13 protein-coding genes are annotated in these 15,136 nt (G+C 46.9%); 5 read left to right on the forward strand and 8 right to left on the reverse strand.

What is annotated here, in order from left to right; translation table 11 throughout:
* The coding region (locus F459_RS24560; protein ID WP_020613134.1) for a transposase domain-containing protein at window positions 1-228 on the forward strand (228 nt) is incomplete at its 5' end.
* Between the two features lie 10 nt (window positions 229-238).
* On the opposite strand, the gene F459_RS23005 is transcribed toward F459_RS24560, so the two are convergent.
* Window positions 239-1,342 (reverse strand): AAA family ATPase, encoded by a 1,104-nt coding sequence (locus F459_RS23005; protein ID WP_081623732.1) that lies wholly within the window; start codon window positions 1,340-1,342, stop codon window positions 239-241.
* 305 nt (window positions 1,343-1,647) lie between these two features.
* Here F459_RS23005 and F459_RS0112890 point away from each other — a divergent pair, with 305 nt between their 5' ends.
* The 3 genes from F459_RS0112890 to F459_RS22330 all read left to right on the forward strand — a co-directional run bounded on the left by F459_RS0112890 (window position 1,648) and on the right by F459_RS22330 (window position 5,453).
* On the forward strand, window positions 1,648-2,244 hold the full coding sequence (locus F459_RS0112890; protein WP_070415629.1) for a type IV toxin-antitoxin system AbiEi family antitoxin domain-containing protein: 597 nt from the start codon (window positions 1,648-1,650) through the stop codon (window positions 2,242-2,244).
* Between the two features lie 82 nt (window positions 2,245-2,326).
* A complete protein-coding gene (locus tag F459_RS23010; RefSeq protein ID WP_020613138.1) occupies window positions 2,327-3,148 on the forward strand; it encodes a nucleotidyl transferase AbiEii/AbiGii toxin family protein in 822 nt (273 codons plus the stop codon).
* Between the two features lie 256 nt (window positions 3,149-3,404).
* On the forward strand, window positions 3,405-5,453 hold the full coding sequence (locus tag F459_RS22330) for an FIST N-terminal domain-containing protein (protein WP_020613139.1): 2,049 nt from the start codon (window positions 3,405-3,407) through the stop codon (window positions 5,451-5,453).
* On the opposite strand, the gene F459_RS0112905 is transcribed toward F459_RS22330, so the two are convergent.
* Entirely contained in the window at window positions 5,447-5,926 is a 480-nt protein-coding gene (locus F459_RS0112905; RefSeq protein WP_020613140.1) for a hypothetical protein, read from the reverse strand. The genes F459_RS22330 and F459_RS0112905 overlap by 7 nt on opposite strands.
* A 173-nt stretch (window positions 5,927-6,099) precedes the next feature.
* Here F459_RS0112905 and F459_RS0112910 point away from each other — a divergent pair, with 173 nt between their 5' ends.
* A complete protein-coding gene (locus F459_RS0112910) occupies window positions 6,100-8,589 on the forward strand; it encodes an FAD-dependent oxidoreductase (protein ID WP_020613141.1) in 2,490 nt (829 codons plus the stop codon).
* Window positions 8,590-8,677: 88 nt separating this feature from the next.
* On the opposite strand, the gene F459_RS0112915 is transcribed toward F459_RS0112910, so the two are convergent.
* The 6 genes from F459_RS0112915 to F459_RS0112940 form a co-directional block, all read right to left on the reverse strand.
* On the reverse strand, window positions 8,678-9,589 hold the full coding sequence (locus F459_RS0112915) for an AraC family transcriptional regulator (protein ID WP_020613142.1): 912 nt from the start codon (window positions 9,587-9,589) through the stop codon (window positions 8,678-8,680).
* 72 nt (window positions 9,590-9,661) lie between these two features.
* Window positions 9,662-10,768, reverse strand: a complete 1,107-nt coding sequence (locus F459_RS0112920; RefSeq protein WP_020613143.1) for a glycerol dehydrogenase — start codon at window positions 10,766-10,768, stop codon at window positions 9,662-9,664.
* A complete protein-coding gene (locus F459_RS0112925; RefSeq protein ID WP_020613144.1) occupies window positions 10,765-11,742 on the reverse strand; it encodes a transketolase family protein in 978 nt (325 codons plus the stop codon). Before F459_RS0112925 ends, F459_RS0112920 begins: the two co-directional genes overlap by 4 nt.
* A 4-nt stretch (window positions 11,743-11,746) precedes the next feature.
* Entirely contained in the window at window positions 11,747-12,613 is an 867-nt protein-coding gene (locus tag F459_RS0112930; protein WP_020613145.1) for a transketolase, read from the reverse strand.
* A gap of 20 nt (window positions 12,614-12,633) precedes the next feature.
* On the reverse strand, window positions 12,634-13,692 hold the full coding sequence (locus F459_RS0112935) for a zinc-dependent alcohol dehydrogenase (protein ID WP_020613146.1): 1,059 nt from the start codon (window positions 13,690-13,692) through the stop codon (window positions 12,634-12,636).
* Window positions 13,693-13,722: 30 nt separating this feature from the next.
* The gene (locus tag F459_RS0112940; RefSeq protein ID WP_020613147.1) at window positions 13,723-15,114 is read right to left on the reverse strand and encodes an MFS transporter; all 1,392 of its coding nucleotides are present in this window, start codon (window positions 15,112-15,114) and stop codon (window positions 13,723-13,725) included.
* Window positions 15,115-15,136 lie beyond the last annotated feature (22 nt).

Below are 15,136 nucleotides of genomic sequence, written 5' to 3' on the forward strand. Positions count from 1 at the left end.
GTAATCGGACGTAAGAACTGGCTGCATGCCGACACACCTCGTGGTGCTCATGCATCGGCGACTTTTTACAGTCTGATTGAATCGGCTAAATCGGCCTCCCTTGAGCCGTATTGGTACATTCGTTACGTACTTCAAAAATTGCCGAAAATTGAATCATCAGAGAGCTCATGGGAGGATCTGCTTCCAGAAAAATTAACCCCGGAGATGTTACTCACCTCTTCTTTTTAAGGGGTGGGGTTTATGGAGCGGTTACCTCATATTCACTAAAACTGATCATCTCTGAGCTGCCGTCCGGCTTCCGCTCGGTGATCCATATCTCATCTCTTCTGAAGATTGATTGATTCATCAAGAGTAGATCGTGAGTCGTAAAGAGCAGCTGTTTCCTGTTAGTTTCAGTACAGCTGGAAAGGAATACCTCCAGAAGCTGTCGAGTTAGTAGTGAATGCAGACTTCGGTCAATCTCATCGATGATATAGACCTTTGGAACACCGGTTTCCGCCAGATCAAGGAAGGCTGGTAGAAGGTCGATTATTCGTTTAGAACCGTCTGACTCCTGTCGCATTTCAAAACGAGTATTCGTTCCTTCTGTGTTTTGATGATACGTATAAAGCTTCTTTACATTCAGCTCTCCATTCTGGCGTGTGATAACGATCTTCTCATCATCGTTATTGAGTTTAATAGAAAGACCCTCACGGGCATCTTTTTTCAATTTCTGTTTCAAAGTCTCCGGAAGAGGAAGACTATCCATTGAAATCTCTTCCCCACCCAAATGGCAAATGCCGGTATCCAGATTGGGAAGAATGGCATTCATGGTCTCATACAGATGACTGCCCTCGGTAACAAAATGCTCGAAGGATTCAAATCGCGTATCAGGAGCCACCAGAACAAGAGTCTGGGCAAACCAGTTATAAACTGGTGCAAATACAGCGAGTTTCTGCGATACACTGTTGGTAAGGAATAGCTGATTCTCCCTTGTTCCTTCAAAAGCAAACTCAAGACGTTTGGATCTTATTGAAGAATGAAACTGCGGATTAGGGTCATTGTGATGTCGGTGATAAAGAAGCTTCTCACTAGTACTGGTAACCTTTATCAGCTTCTCCTCAAGCACCTCTTTGGTGGTGAGAGAAAATAAAAACTCATAAATATCATCTTCAACCAATATTTCAAAAATGAATACGACTGGCTTTGTTCTGGAAACCTCGTCCAGCAAAAAGGGTTCAATATTAATCTGATAGTCCGGTAGAGATCCTTTGATTATGAAGTGTTTGGCGAAGTTTATTGCTTTAAAGAAGTTGGTTTTACCCGAAGCATTTCCGCCGTAGGAAGAGCCCGAAAGCGATATTTATTCAGTTTGGTCAGTCGGTCCCCATGTTGCTGTTCTTTGGTCGCCGTCATTGTAAAACTCGTCTTATCTCGAAAAGACATCCAGTTCTCTATGGTAAAGTTGATAAGCATAGCAAATACACTCCTGTAGTGTTAAATATATACCTATTGTCCGCTATTTGTAGCAAAAGAAGAGAAATAATCACATCTATTGTAGCCTAATGGATTCTACCACATTACGCTTTAACTGTGGTAGATTCTAAGGTTGTGATCAAGTGACAAAACGTTGACATCTATAGATATTAGTATACAATTAGTCACATAGTGACTCAGCGGGATATTGCAAAACAACTTCTATCCAATAACTCAATAGTAAGTTCCAGGGAACTTGCAGATTCCGGTGTGCACAGAGAGACCATTCGCAGGCTGATAGAATCCGGCGAAATGATAAGAATTGCCCGTGGACTATATTCTTCTCCTCAGTTTATCCCTGCTGAAAAATATTCGCTTATTGTAGCTCAGAAAACCGTAAAGAGAGGAGTCGTATGTCTGATGAGTGCACTAAGCTTTCATGAAATTGGTACTCAGAATCCTTCTGAAGTATGGATGGCAATTTCTCGGCCTGGTCGCATTCCGACTGTTGATAATATCCCAATGAAAGTAATAACCTTCTCCGGGGCTTCATTTACTGAAGGTATTGAAACGCATCAGATAGATGATGATGAAATAAAAGTATATTGCATATCCAAGACAGTTGCCGATTGCTTCAAGTATAGGAACAAGATCGGGCTTGATGTGGCAATTGAAGCGCTGAAAGATGTAATACAAAACAAGCGTACTTCCATAGAGGAGATTATTCATTATGCGGAAGTATGCAGGGTAAGAAAGATTATGCGGCCATATATGGAAAGTATAGTATGAGTGAATCACGAAAGGATTATTCGGCGTCGATACTCGCAAGATTATTGAATCACAGTCGTGAACATAAGAAGATTATCAGTCGTTGCTTATCAGGTATGTTGCCGAGAGGTTCCTGTATAGATTGGGACAATCGGATTATCGGAAAAGCTACGTCCTCAAGGGAGCATATCTGCTCACTATCACGCTTGAAGATCAGATATACCGGACAACAAAGGATATTGACTTTCTGAAAACCGGTAATACTGATCGAGAATTCATCCTTGAATCTATCAAGAGCATTTGTGATATCCAATACCCTGAAGATGCAGTCAGGTTCGATACTGATACGATCATCATTCAGGATATCCGAGAACAAAATAAATACCATGGACAGAGAGCAAAAATTAAGGCTTATATTGGAAAGGCCAGAGTACCCCTGCAAATTGACATCGGTATTGGCGATTCAGTACATCCCGGACCTGTTACCAAGTCGATACCGTCTCTCTTGGAGATAGAGACTGCGAGTGTTGAATCCTATCCTATTGAAACAATTATTGCCGAGAAACTGGAAGCGGCGGTTGCTCTGAGTCTGCTTACCAGCCGTATGAAAGACTTCTATGATTTATACATTATAATCCGGACATTCGAGTTAAACTTCGTCGAGGTGGCTACTGCAATTCAGCAGACTTTTGAGCGTCGCAAGACTGATATACCAATTGAAATGCCGGTTGTCTTCACGGAGAAAGTATATCAGGATTCTGCAAAACAAAAGCAATGGAAGGCCTTTGTCGGGAAACTCCGTAATGAAAACTCAGCTCTCGAACTATCTGAAGTTATTGAAGTTATATCGCAGTTCAGTAGTGTCTTCTGGCATAACAGCAGAGAGAAGCCGATTCTCTGGATACCGGCTGAAGGTTGGAGATAGAAATAATTATCAGGTTACATGAGAGAGATCGCATGCGCGAATCTGATGTAGCCAATTCAACGTACTTTTAACAGCGTTCAACTACAATGAACAGCACGTAACTAACCTAAGTTTATTATCCAGGCATACCGTTTTTTTATGTTTTTATTGACATCACACCTCGGCGCGGTACAATAAGGTGAATAAAAAATGGTGGACATGAGCCCAATAGTTACCGACCTACCATAAAGCCCGCCTCATCCCTGAGGAGAAGAACATGACAACACTATTCGATCGATCTGTCGTCCGTAACGGGATATTCAGACTTGAAGAGGTAACGCGACAGGGCCTGAGTGGGCTCTTTTTCGATGAAGCCCCGTCACTTGTACTTGGATTCGTATCACCTTATCTTGATTTTGATGAAGTTGTCCGTAACGTGAGGTCGCTTCTTCCGCAGACCACAAGGCTTATCATGACGAGTACGGCAGGGGAGCTGTGTATTGATTCGCCGGAAGCGCTTTCGCCTTATCTGGAGACCGGAGATCGATGGGAAACGGTTGTACTGCAATCCTTCTCAAAGGAGATGGTGAGGGCCGTTCATAGCATTACCATCCCTCTGGAGGACGAGGATATCAGGAAAGGGACCGTGGTTAAGTCGTCGGCTCAGCGTGTTTCGGCTATTGTGCAGGAACTGAACAAGATCAGCCTTCCCTTCTCGATCGACTACCGGGATACCTTCGGCTATACCCTTATCGACGGTCTATCGAACAGCGAAAGTTTCTTCATGGAAGCGGTATACGAGAGCGGAGCATTCCCCTGTCTCCTGATCGGAGGAAGTGCCGGCGGAACACTCGATTTCAGACATACCTATATCTACGATGGCCTCGAAAATCGGCAGAACTGTGCTGTCGTCACCTTCATGAAGTTAGCCCCTCAGTTTCGCTTCGGGGTATTTAAAAGTGATAACTTCAAAAAGACCGAACATTCATTCTTCATCCTTGACTGCGATGTGGCCATGCGTATGGTTGCCGAAGTGCTGGATGACGCCAACATGAAGCGGGTAAACATTATCGACGCACTCTGCAACGTCCTGGGCTGTTCCGAAAAGGATCTTGAAAATCGACTCGAAGACTACTCCTTCGGCATCGAAATCGATGGAGAAATGTATGTACGTTCCATAGCCTCCGTCGATAGAATTGGGAGGACGGTAAAATTTTTCTGTGATATCGATATAGGAGACCAGCTTTATCTTTTACGACGGACGGATTTTCTTTCCGCCACCGATCGCCACTTTGCCCGCTACTGTGCAGGAAAGCCGAAGCCTGTCGGAGGCATTATGAACGATTGCATTCTCAGAAGGCTTTTCAATGCAAAGAAACTTCCGCAGCTCTCCAGCTTCAAAGGGATACCCGTAGCAGGCTTTTCAACCTTCGGAGAACTTCTCGGCATCAATATCAACCAGACATTAACCGCAGTATTCTTCTATGAGGTACATGCCGCCGGAGACTTCTCCGATCCCTATGTCGATTACTTTCCGGTCAAATATGCCGCGTTCAAATCCTATTTCATCGAACGCAAGTTATCCCAGGAACTGCTTATCAGAAATCTCTACAGGAAGGTGCTTTCCGACATATTCGAAAGCACACCGCTCATTCAAACCCTTACCGAGGCCTATTCTAATATGATTGAAGAGATCAGGCGTTATATCGATTATCTAAAGCGGCTTAAAGAGGAACTCTCTTCGGTCTCTGCCGCCATCGGAGACTCGGCAGCGGACAATTCGGCAATCTATACTCAAATTCAGGCCCTTGCCGAACATATGGCAAAGATCGATTCGATTTCCATAACGGTTTCCGATATCGCCGAGCAGACGAATATCCTTTCCATTAACGCGGCGATTCAGGCGACACGGGCAGGAAACCACGGGAGGGCCTTCTCTGTCGTCGCCCAGGAAATACGTAAACTATCGACGGAGACTCAGAGAAACGTCGAAATGATTAACGGCTCGACAAAAACCATTGTCGATGCCGTTAACAACATCAAAACAAAAACAGAAGGGGCAAGAGTGAATCTCGAAAGTATGGTTCATGCCAACATGAATATCAAAGCACAGATGGACAAAGTCATTACCGAAACGACAAGCGCGATGAAACTCATGGAAGCACATGCAGAAAATAACGTATCAATTGTGAATTTTCTCCATGAAATAGCAAATTCTAAATCACTGATACATTCCATCATGGGGCGAACGCAAAACCACGGCAATGCGCTTCTACAATCTCAGCAGAGATCTGTCGAGGAAATATCGAATGCCCTTGTCTATTGAATGGCGAAGCTAAGCCCCACCCAAAACTGAACGGGGTCATCGGAGAAGGCAGGCTTAGGGTAAAGATCAAAGCCCGGCGCAACCTCTACGAAGAGTTCCGCAATGTTGTCCAGAAAGAGAAGGCTTATGCCCACAGGCAGCCGTGTTCCCCATTCAACCACATCATCTGCCGATGACTCGGGATAAAATTTTGCATAGGCACCGAGCCCAAAGTAGCAGTAAAGTGGTCCGCTTATGGGGATATATCCTGCAGGACGCCAATCGCCGCTGATAAAGATGAACTGGCTTCCCTCTGTAAAATCATAGCCCAGACGCAGATCAAAGGGGGTCGGACGATAGATGAGCACGGCGTTTGGTGTCCCAAGTCCCAGACCGATCCGCGAAGAACCAAGCCCCGCAGCTGCCAAATTTTGGGTTGAGACGAACACCAACATAAGAAGTACAAAAAGCGTCAAAACGCCTGATTTTCGCATATATTCCTCCTCATATGTGTATTACTGTACCCCTTTTTCACAAAAAAGACCATGGCTTACGGCTTGAAAGCTCACAGGAGCATTTTTTCTTTGTAAATAAAATAAAAAACTGACTATCGTTACTTTTCTTCTTAATCGTTATATAGTATATATAGATAAGAAAGGAGCTATATATGACATATCTAATCGTAGGCGGTGTTGCCGGTGGGGCCGCCACCGCGGCGCGGCTAAGAAGGAACGACGAAAAAGCGGCCATTATCATTTTCGAGCGGGGGGATTATATCTCCTATGCCAACTGCGGCCTTCCCTATTATCTGGGCGGAACAATCAAGGAACGGGGAAGTCTCTTTGTCGAAACCCCGGAAAGCTTCAAGAAGACGCTGGATGTGGATGTCCGCATATCCAGCGAAGTCGTAGATATAGATACAGAGACAAAAACCGTCGGCGTTAAAGATCTCAAGAGCGGCAGGGAGTATCGGGAATCCTACGACGCGCTGATCCTTTCCCCAGGAGCAGAGCCTCTGCGACCGCCGATACCGGGAATCGATTCCGAACGGATTTTCGCCCTGCGAAACGTACCCGACGTGGACCGACTCAAGGGCTTCGTCGACGAGAATCAGCCAAAGCGGGCAGTGGTCGTCGGAGCAGGCTTCATCGGTATGGAGGTGGCGGAAAACCTCTATGACCGGGGAGTAAATGTCACCATCGTCGAGCTTGCAAATCAGGTTATGGCGCCCCTGGATTTTGAGATGGCGGCCCAGGTGCATGACCACCTCAAGATGAAAGGGGTCGAACTCTACCTTTCAGACGGTGTAAAGGAGTTTGCGGATCGAGAGGGAAAGATGGATATCACCCTTAACAGCGGAACATCCATTGTTGCCGACATGGCGGTTCTTTCCATCGGTGTACGCCCGGAAACAAGTCTTGCGAAAAAGGCGGGGCTGGAGACTGGGAAAGGGATACTTGTCAATGAGTATATGGAAACCTCCGCAAAAGGAGTCTACGCCCTTGGGGATGCAGCCGAATTCCGCGAACCTCTTACAGGGGCCCTGGGGATTACCCCCTTGGCTGGTCCGGCCGGAAAGCAGGCAAGGATTCTGGCGGACAACCTCGTTTATGGCAAAAAGAAGAGGTACAAGGGTGCCATAGGAACCTCCGTTGCAAAGATTTTTGATATGACCGTAGCCTCCACAGGCGCGGCCCGGAAGGTCCTCGACAGAGAGGGCATTCCTGCCATCAGCGTTGTAACCCACGGCCATTCCCATGCAGGTTACTACCCGGGCGCCACTCCCATGGTACTCAAGCTGGTCTTTTCGCCGGAAGACGGTAAGATTTACGGTGGGCAGATCGTCGGCTATTCAGGCGTTGATAAGCGAATAGAAATGATCGCCGGGGTGCTGAGGAGAGGCGGTACCATCGAGGATCTGACAGAACTCGAGCAGGCCTATGCTCCTCCCTACTCTTCCTCAAAGGATCCGGTGAATATTCTCGGATTTACTGCGGAAAACGTTCTTTTGGGGCGCAGCAACCATACAAACTGGAAAGAGCTTCATGAGCTTATCGAAAAGAAGGAGCCGAACCTCTTCCTTCTCGACGTAAGAACTCCCGACGAATACAATCTGGGCTCACTGCCGGAGGCAGTCAACATTCCAAAAGAAGAGGTCAGAACAAGTCTCGATCGAATCCCAAAAGACAAGAAAGTTGTGGTCTACTGTGGTGTTGGACTGAGGGCCTATCTGGTTGAGCGCATCCTGAAGCAAAACGGCTACAGGGATGTAAGTATCCTTTCAGGTGGTATGAAGATCTACAAGGCCGCGGTGGCAGATCAGAACAACCGGGATCTTTTTACCCAATACGAAACAGGCTATGCCCTATCCGGGGAAAGCGCAGCCAAATCCGTGCTCTCGTCGGCGGTGACGGTACTGGAGGTTGACGCCTGCGGACTCCAATGTCCCGGTCCCATCTTAAAGCTGAAAACGGAAATTGAGAAGATCAAACCTGGAGAACGGCTCCTCCAAAAGGCTTCCGATCCGGGATTTGCCCGAGATGTCAAATCCTGGTGTAACATGACGGGAAACAAGCTGGTAAGCCTCAGGGAAGAAAAAGGGATCATAGAAGCGGTTATCCAGCGCTCAGGTGAGGAGAGTGGAAGCCAGGCAACGCTATCCGGCGTTCATATTGCAAAGAATACGGGAAACGAGCTGACCCTTATCTGTTTCTCCGACGATATGGATAAAGCCCTGGCATCCCTGGTCATTGCCAACGGAGCCCTGGCATCGGGCAAGAAGGTTACCATCTTCTATACCTTCTGGGGCCTGAGCATCATCAAAAAACGGAACAAACCCCGTGTCTCGAAGGACTTCATGGGCAAGATGTTCGGAATGATGCTTCCCGGCCACAACGGGAAACTGAAACTTTCGAAACTCAACATGGGTGGAATAGGAGCCTCCATGATGAAGGGGATCATGAAAAAACAGAAGATCGATACCCTGGAGAATATGCTTCAGACCGCCATTGACGGAGGCCTTCGCATCATAGCCTGCCAGATGTCCATGGATGTCATGGGTGTCAAGCGCGAGGAGCTTATCGATAAAGCGGAAATTGGCGGTGTTGCAAACTACCTGGAAGCCGCCAGCAGCGCGGGAATCAATCTGTTTATCTAAGCCATCTTATCTGATCCAAGACCAATATCCCGGTACCTCTAACATCGGGATATTGGAATCAATAATCATGCAGTTACCCTACAGGAGGTCAGTGATACTGACAGCACGAAATACCTTCCTCTTTGGTATTATGGCGTTCTCGGTATTGAGAAATGTAGCCTCCCTCGTATTGCTTAAACAACTTATATAAGGCTCGCGACGAAGAAAAACCAATCTTTTCCGCAATTTCCTCGATAGAATCATCCGTGGTACAAAGAAAATCCTTCGCATAGGCAATCCGCAATAAATTGGTATTTTTCATGAAGGTAGTGGAAAACATGGACTTGTATGCACGATTGATGTGACGGGGGGTGACATTGAGAGCCTCTGCAACACTTTGTACAGATATCTCTTCCCGATAATGCGTATGAATATATTTTGATACCGACATTGCCAGGTTTTCCTTACCGGAAAACCGGATATCCGTCACCGCCTTTGTTGCAATCATACGCAACGCACGAATGAAAAATTGATAACAAATCATGACGGCTTGAGTATTCCAGCCAACTTTTCGCTCTCGTATCTCTCGCTCAAATGTCGCCAGAAGATGCTGCTCGGAGAGAGGCTTTGAGATATAAAACCGATTTTTATTGACGATCTCCATTGCATCGAATATATCCCGATATTCCATCGGCCCATCCGGTCCCTTCAGGGCGTTTGTATCATGGAGGACCAAATCAAAAATCAAGGCAAAATATTTTTTGGGGACGTCAGGCTCATACAATACATGGTGTCTGATATCCTTGGAAAGAAAACATGCCTGTTCTTTTTTAATCTCCGTCACCCTGTCGGCTATCCTAATCTTTATGCTCCCGTCCACGACATAATAAATCTCGTAGAGTGCATGGTTATGTGGGAATTCCGCAATCCATTGATCCATAAGCTCCGCATAATACAAAATAAATTTATATCCGGAAAAACTAAGCTCGGAAATGTTTCTCATGTATTGTCTGCCGCTCATACATCATCTCCTTTTCCCAGAGTACAGAGAAGGATGCTCTTCCATCCCTCTCTGTAAAAGAAGAGCCGCAAATCAGAGAAGTGACGCCCCTTCATGATAGATGTGACCAATCGCATCAGCCGTTTTATATGCACCGACGACCATCTCATGGGTAACAGGAAACGGGTGATGACGAATAAAGGGTTCCCGCAAAACCGCTTTCGCCATTATATCATACTCTTCCTCGGTCAAATTATTTAAATGCATATCCTCAAAGGTGATGGGAAGCCCTACATCCCTGCAGAAGCGGTACACCTGATCAAGCTGCTCGTTAGAGGCCCCCTGCATGATTAATTGACAACAGGTAGAAAAGGCGACACCCTCGCCATGATAGACATACTCTTCTCGATCAGCAAGAGCGAGGGTACCAAAATAGAAACAGTGGTCGGAGGCCGAGCCATTGTTCTCAAAGCCCATACCGCTCATCAGAATATTAACCTCCGTGATGATATTAAAAGCGTCTGTCAGCACCTTTTGCTCCGCGGCGATTTTAGCCTGGCGACCATAACGAAAAAGCATATCGTAGGATAATTTAGCGACCGACAGGGCCGTTGCGGTACCGACACCGCCAAAATGGTTATCAAAATAGTGATCCTGGCACACAACACCGCCGACATACGTAGAAAGCGCATCACCCATCCCGGCAACAAACAGGCGTACCGGAGCATTGATAAGAATTTCGGTATCGGCCAATACAACATCGGGGCTCTTCGGAAAGCAGAGAACATCTGCAATTGTTCCATCCTCATTGTACACCAGCGACGTTGCACTCGTAGATGCATCGCTTGCTGAAACGGTGGGAACGACAACCACATGCGAGCCTGTATCGTGAGCCACAACCTTTGCCGCATCGGCTATTTTTCCCCCGCCGACCCCAAGGATAGCCGAGGCCTTTGTGCTTTTGGCAAGATCCTCAATATGGTGAATCTGTTCCCATGTAATCTGCTTCTCAAACTGGAAAAAGGTAACGTGTTTCCCTTCAAGCGCCGTTGCTATCCGATCCCTTAAATCCCGCAAACGCCCCTTACTGGCGATTACAAGAAAGTTCTCCCCCATCCAGTCGATATAGGTTTTTAGATTTTTGATTTCACCATAGCCTTGTATGTAACGGCCGCAACAACCAAGTATCTGAGTTTTCATCTGTTGCCTCTGTTCAGCAGATCTTTTATTGTTACTGCGATTCCATGGCGATCCATCCCGTAATAATGGTAGATTTCGTCCGGTGCTCCCAATACTGAGAATTCATCCGGCATTCCAATACGTTTAAATATGCCCTGATATCCTGCCTCGCACAGAACCTCTGCAACCGCTCCCCCAAGGCCTCCGTTTATTGAATGGTCCTCAACCGTAACCACCATACCGGTTTTTCGGGCCACACGAAGGATGGTATCTATGTCCAAGGGCTTTATGGTATGCATATCCACCACACCGATGCTCAAGCCCAGCTCCTCCTTTAGTATTTTAGAAGCCATTAGACATTCATAGATGTTTGAACCACAAGAAATTATGTATCCATCGCTTCCCGCAAGGGTCTCAATGGCCTTTCCAATCTCCAATTGGTACTCCTCGGCATAGACATTCGGAGACCCGGCCCTATCAATGCGAATAACCATCGGACCTTCGTACTCCATCGATGCACGAATACACTTGCAGCATTGGCCAGCATCTGCCGGTACCACAATCGTCAGGTTGGGAATGGCTCGGTACAATGCCAGATCGGCGATAACGTTGTGTGTGGGGCCGCCACCGGAGGTAACACCCGAATGGGTACCTATCAGACGAACCTTGACATCGTTATAGGCAATGTCGGTATGAATTTGGTCGGCCGCGCGCAGGGATAGAAAAGGTCCAAAGAGTTGCGAGAATACCGTGCAGCCGGACAGAGCAAGCCCTGCGGAGGCTCCCACCTGATCGGCCTCCGCAATTCCGAAATTGAAACAGCGTTCGGGAAACTCCTTGAGTAGTTTCCCGGCAGAAGATGAGGGTGCCACATTATCGCTAAACGTGAAGGCAAAGTCTTTTCCTTCTTTCGCCATTCTGTAGAGTTCTTCTCCATATGCCTCTCGTGCATTGGAAAGCATTTGATCAAAATTGTATGTTGTCTTTACCGCCATAACCTTAGTTCCTCGTTTGTCCGTTCGACACATCGGCAAGCGCGATGTTTAGGTCGGCTTCGCTGATGCCTCCGCCATGCCATTTATGGTTCCCTTCCATGAAGCTCACACCTTTACCCTTTACCGTATTACTAATGATGAAGGTAGGTGCATCATGCTTTTTACAATTGCGTTCGGGTAAGCGATTGAGAGCGGCACAAACCTGCTCCATGTCGTTGCCGTCTGCTATCTCTATGAGATTCCAGCCAAAGGCTTTAACCTTGTCCGATACGGGTTCGATGTTCATCACCTGCTCGGTAGTACCTGTCATTTGGAGTTTATTCTTGTCCAGGATGCACACCAAATTGTTCAGTTTATAATGGCCGCCTGCCATGAGTGCCTCCCAGTTCGTACCTTCATCAAATTCACCATCACCAATCAGGCATATGACACGGTAGTTCTCACCTCGGTAACGTGCACCAAGAGCATAGCCTACCGCAATTGGAAGGCCGTGGCCGAGGGAGCCGGCGGAAACCTCAATCTGCGGACACCGCTTACGGTTTGAGTGCATACCAAACTTATAGGTATCCAGCGATTCGAAGTACTCGACCATATAATCCTGGGTGTATGCACCCTGATCCGAAAAAATCGTATAAAGGGTTTCCGAGCAGTGTCCCTTTGAAAGGATGAAACGGTCCCGCCCATCCATGTGCGGGTTCAAAACATCGAAATTCAAATACTTATAGTAGAGCGCTACCGCCATTTCCACGATGGACAGTTCACCACCTAAATGGCCCATGCCTATTCTGTAAATAAACTTGAGCAAATTGCTGCGAATATCGACGCATTTATCCTCAAGCTCGGCAACTGTCTGAAGTCCATTCCTTTGCATAATCTTCTCCTCATGTTCCTCTATTCGCCATCAAAACGATTACAGCGAATAATTACTTTCGGGTATCTTCCGCTTAGATGAGCCGTAAATGCCGCCTCGCAGTCATCAATATCGAAAATCTGGTCGGGGCCGGTAAACATACCAAAATCCATTTCCGGTAGCATGCTGACCGTTCGCTCAAAATTGTAATGGGAGCAATAGGTTCCCGTGATGGTGACCTCTCTGCTGTAGCAGTACTCGTACAGATTCAGCGGCAGGTGATAATTATTCGGAAACATGGCGGTATAAAGCACAGTCGAGCACTTCGCCGCCAGCTTGATAACCGCTTCGGCGGCACTAGGCACACCGGAAACCTCAACGATAACGTCATAGCCAAGTCCCTGGGTAATAGACATACCGCGGTCAAAGAGATTTTCCTGTAACGGATTAATCGTATAATCAACCCCAAAGCCCTTGGCGATACGGCAGCGTTCTTCATTCGGCTCACTCAGTGTCAGGGCAGTCGCACCATATTTTTTGAAGAGTTGACAGATTATTAGACCTATCGGACCGCCGCCGGAGACAAGGACCCGACTGCCGATCTTCATATTGGCCTTATCCATGACACGAACACCAATCGAAAGGGGTTCGGTCAGGCACCCTGTTAAAAGGCCGACATTGTCCGGCAGTTTGACTACTTGTGATTCGTGCCAGACAACATATTCGGCCATACAGGGTTCATTGCCGGCATGTTCGCAGTATTGCTGATTGCCGGTTACACAATGATAACAGGTGCCGCAATAGTGCAGGAAATTACCGCTAACCCTATCCCCTACTTTCAGACCACGAATTCCGGCACGTTCCCCTAATTCGAGAATTACGCCTGACATTTCATGTCCTAAGCCAAAAGGCGGAGTAAGCCCAAAGGCTCCCCCCACGATATGCGGGTCGGACCCGCATATCGAACAATAGGCCACTTTTATTTTGACATCCTCGGGGCCGATAGATTTGACGGGAAAATCGACAATTCCGACTTTTCCCCGTTTCGCTTCATCACGCTCCTTCATGTTGCCTACTTTGATGCCGCAGACCACTTTCATATGGATAACCTCCGCTGTATGTTGTTTAAGCTAGTTTTCCGCCTCGCCCTGGAGCGATAACCGACGTTTTGTCAGTTCTTCAACGATAAAGTCATATTTATCTTCCGTCAGGGAGTAGCTTCGGTAGACTATGATTCCGATGATCAGAATCACGGCGGGAATGATTGAATTCATCGCTTTTATTGCAGTCAGGCATGCTGCGTTTTGCACTCCATTGGGAACATAATGGACAAAGCTGAAAACGATGGTGGGCAGGATACCCGCAATAGTCAAAGAGATTTTGATTGAAAAAGACGCCAGCGAAAAAACAAGCCCCCCGCATCGCCGGCCGGTAACATATTCTCCGTACTCTACACAGTCAGGCAGGGTCGACCAAATAGTCGCCAGGGTCATCCCGTATCCGAAAGCACCAAGCACTTTACCAAAGCAAAAACCGGCATTGGCACCTTCCGGCACAAAGAAGAACAAGAGCATTCCTGCCGTAGAAATCAGGCAGCCGGTGATAACTGTTTTCTTCTTACCGATCCGCTTGGCAATAGCGGGAACAAAGAGCATCGGGATGATGGAAGGAAGCGTCTGCAACATGGACCACGTGGCCATGGAAATACGCCCGCCAAGGTTATAGGTAACAAAATAGGTCCCGACAGAGGAAACCAGAATATTGTAGGTGTATGCAACAAGATACATCACAAATAAAATCAACAGGGGTTTATTTTTGGTAAGTTGTGTTCCGATATCCCGCCATTTGAAGGGTTCCTGTCTATCAAGTTGACTTTCCGGCACACGTTCCTTACATACCTTGCCGGTAACCAGAAATGAAATAACCATAACGACCGCCATAACGATCATTGCACGTTGATAACCGTTCTGTGGTGTAGTACCTAACCGCTCAGAAAGGATCGGAACAAGTACGGCACAGGCAACTCCTCCGAGACCTGAACAAAACATTCGGAATGAATTAAGTTTTGCGCGCTCTATCGGATCCTGTGTCATGGAAGAAGAGAGGGACGTAACAGGAATAATAATTCCGGTAAAAAGCATGCCGAACAAAATGTAGGTAAACCAGGCATAGGCGACCTTTGAGATGCTCTCCGGCGTGGTAAACACAAGTATGGTCGAAATACCGTATGGAATACACAACCCCACAAACCATGGAATGTATTTTCCCTTTTTAAAATGACATTTCTCTACAAGGGCCCCCATAAGGGGGTCATTGATTGCATCCCATATACGGGCGGCCAGAAACAAAGCCGTAACCTGGACCGCTGAAATGCCGAAAATGTCCGTATAAAAAAATGTTAGATAGATGGTAATGGTCTGGAATACCAAATCACTACCAAAGCCCCAAAAGCCGTAAGCCAGCTTTTCACCACTACCTATTTTTATGTAGTAGCGCCTGCTTTCATCACGTACTGTGCTCATGTTACTCTCCTTAGATGGCACA

It is taken from the genome of Sediminispirochaeta bajacaliforniensis DSM 16054, assembly GCF_000378205.1.
Lineage (GTDB): Bacteria > Spirochaetota > Spirochaetia > DSM-16054 > Sediminispirochaetaceae > Sediminispirochaeta > Sediminispirochaeta bajacaliforniensis.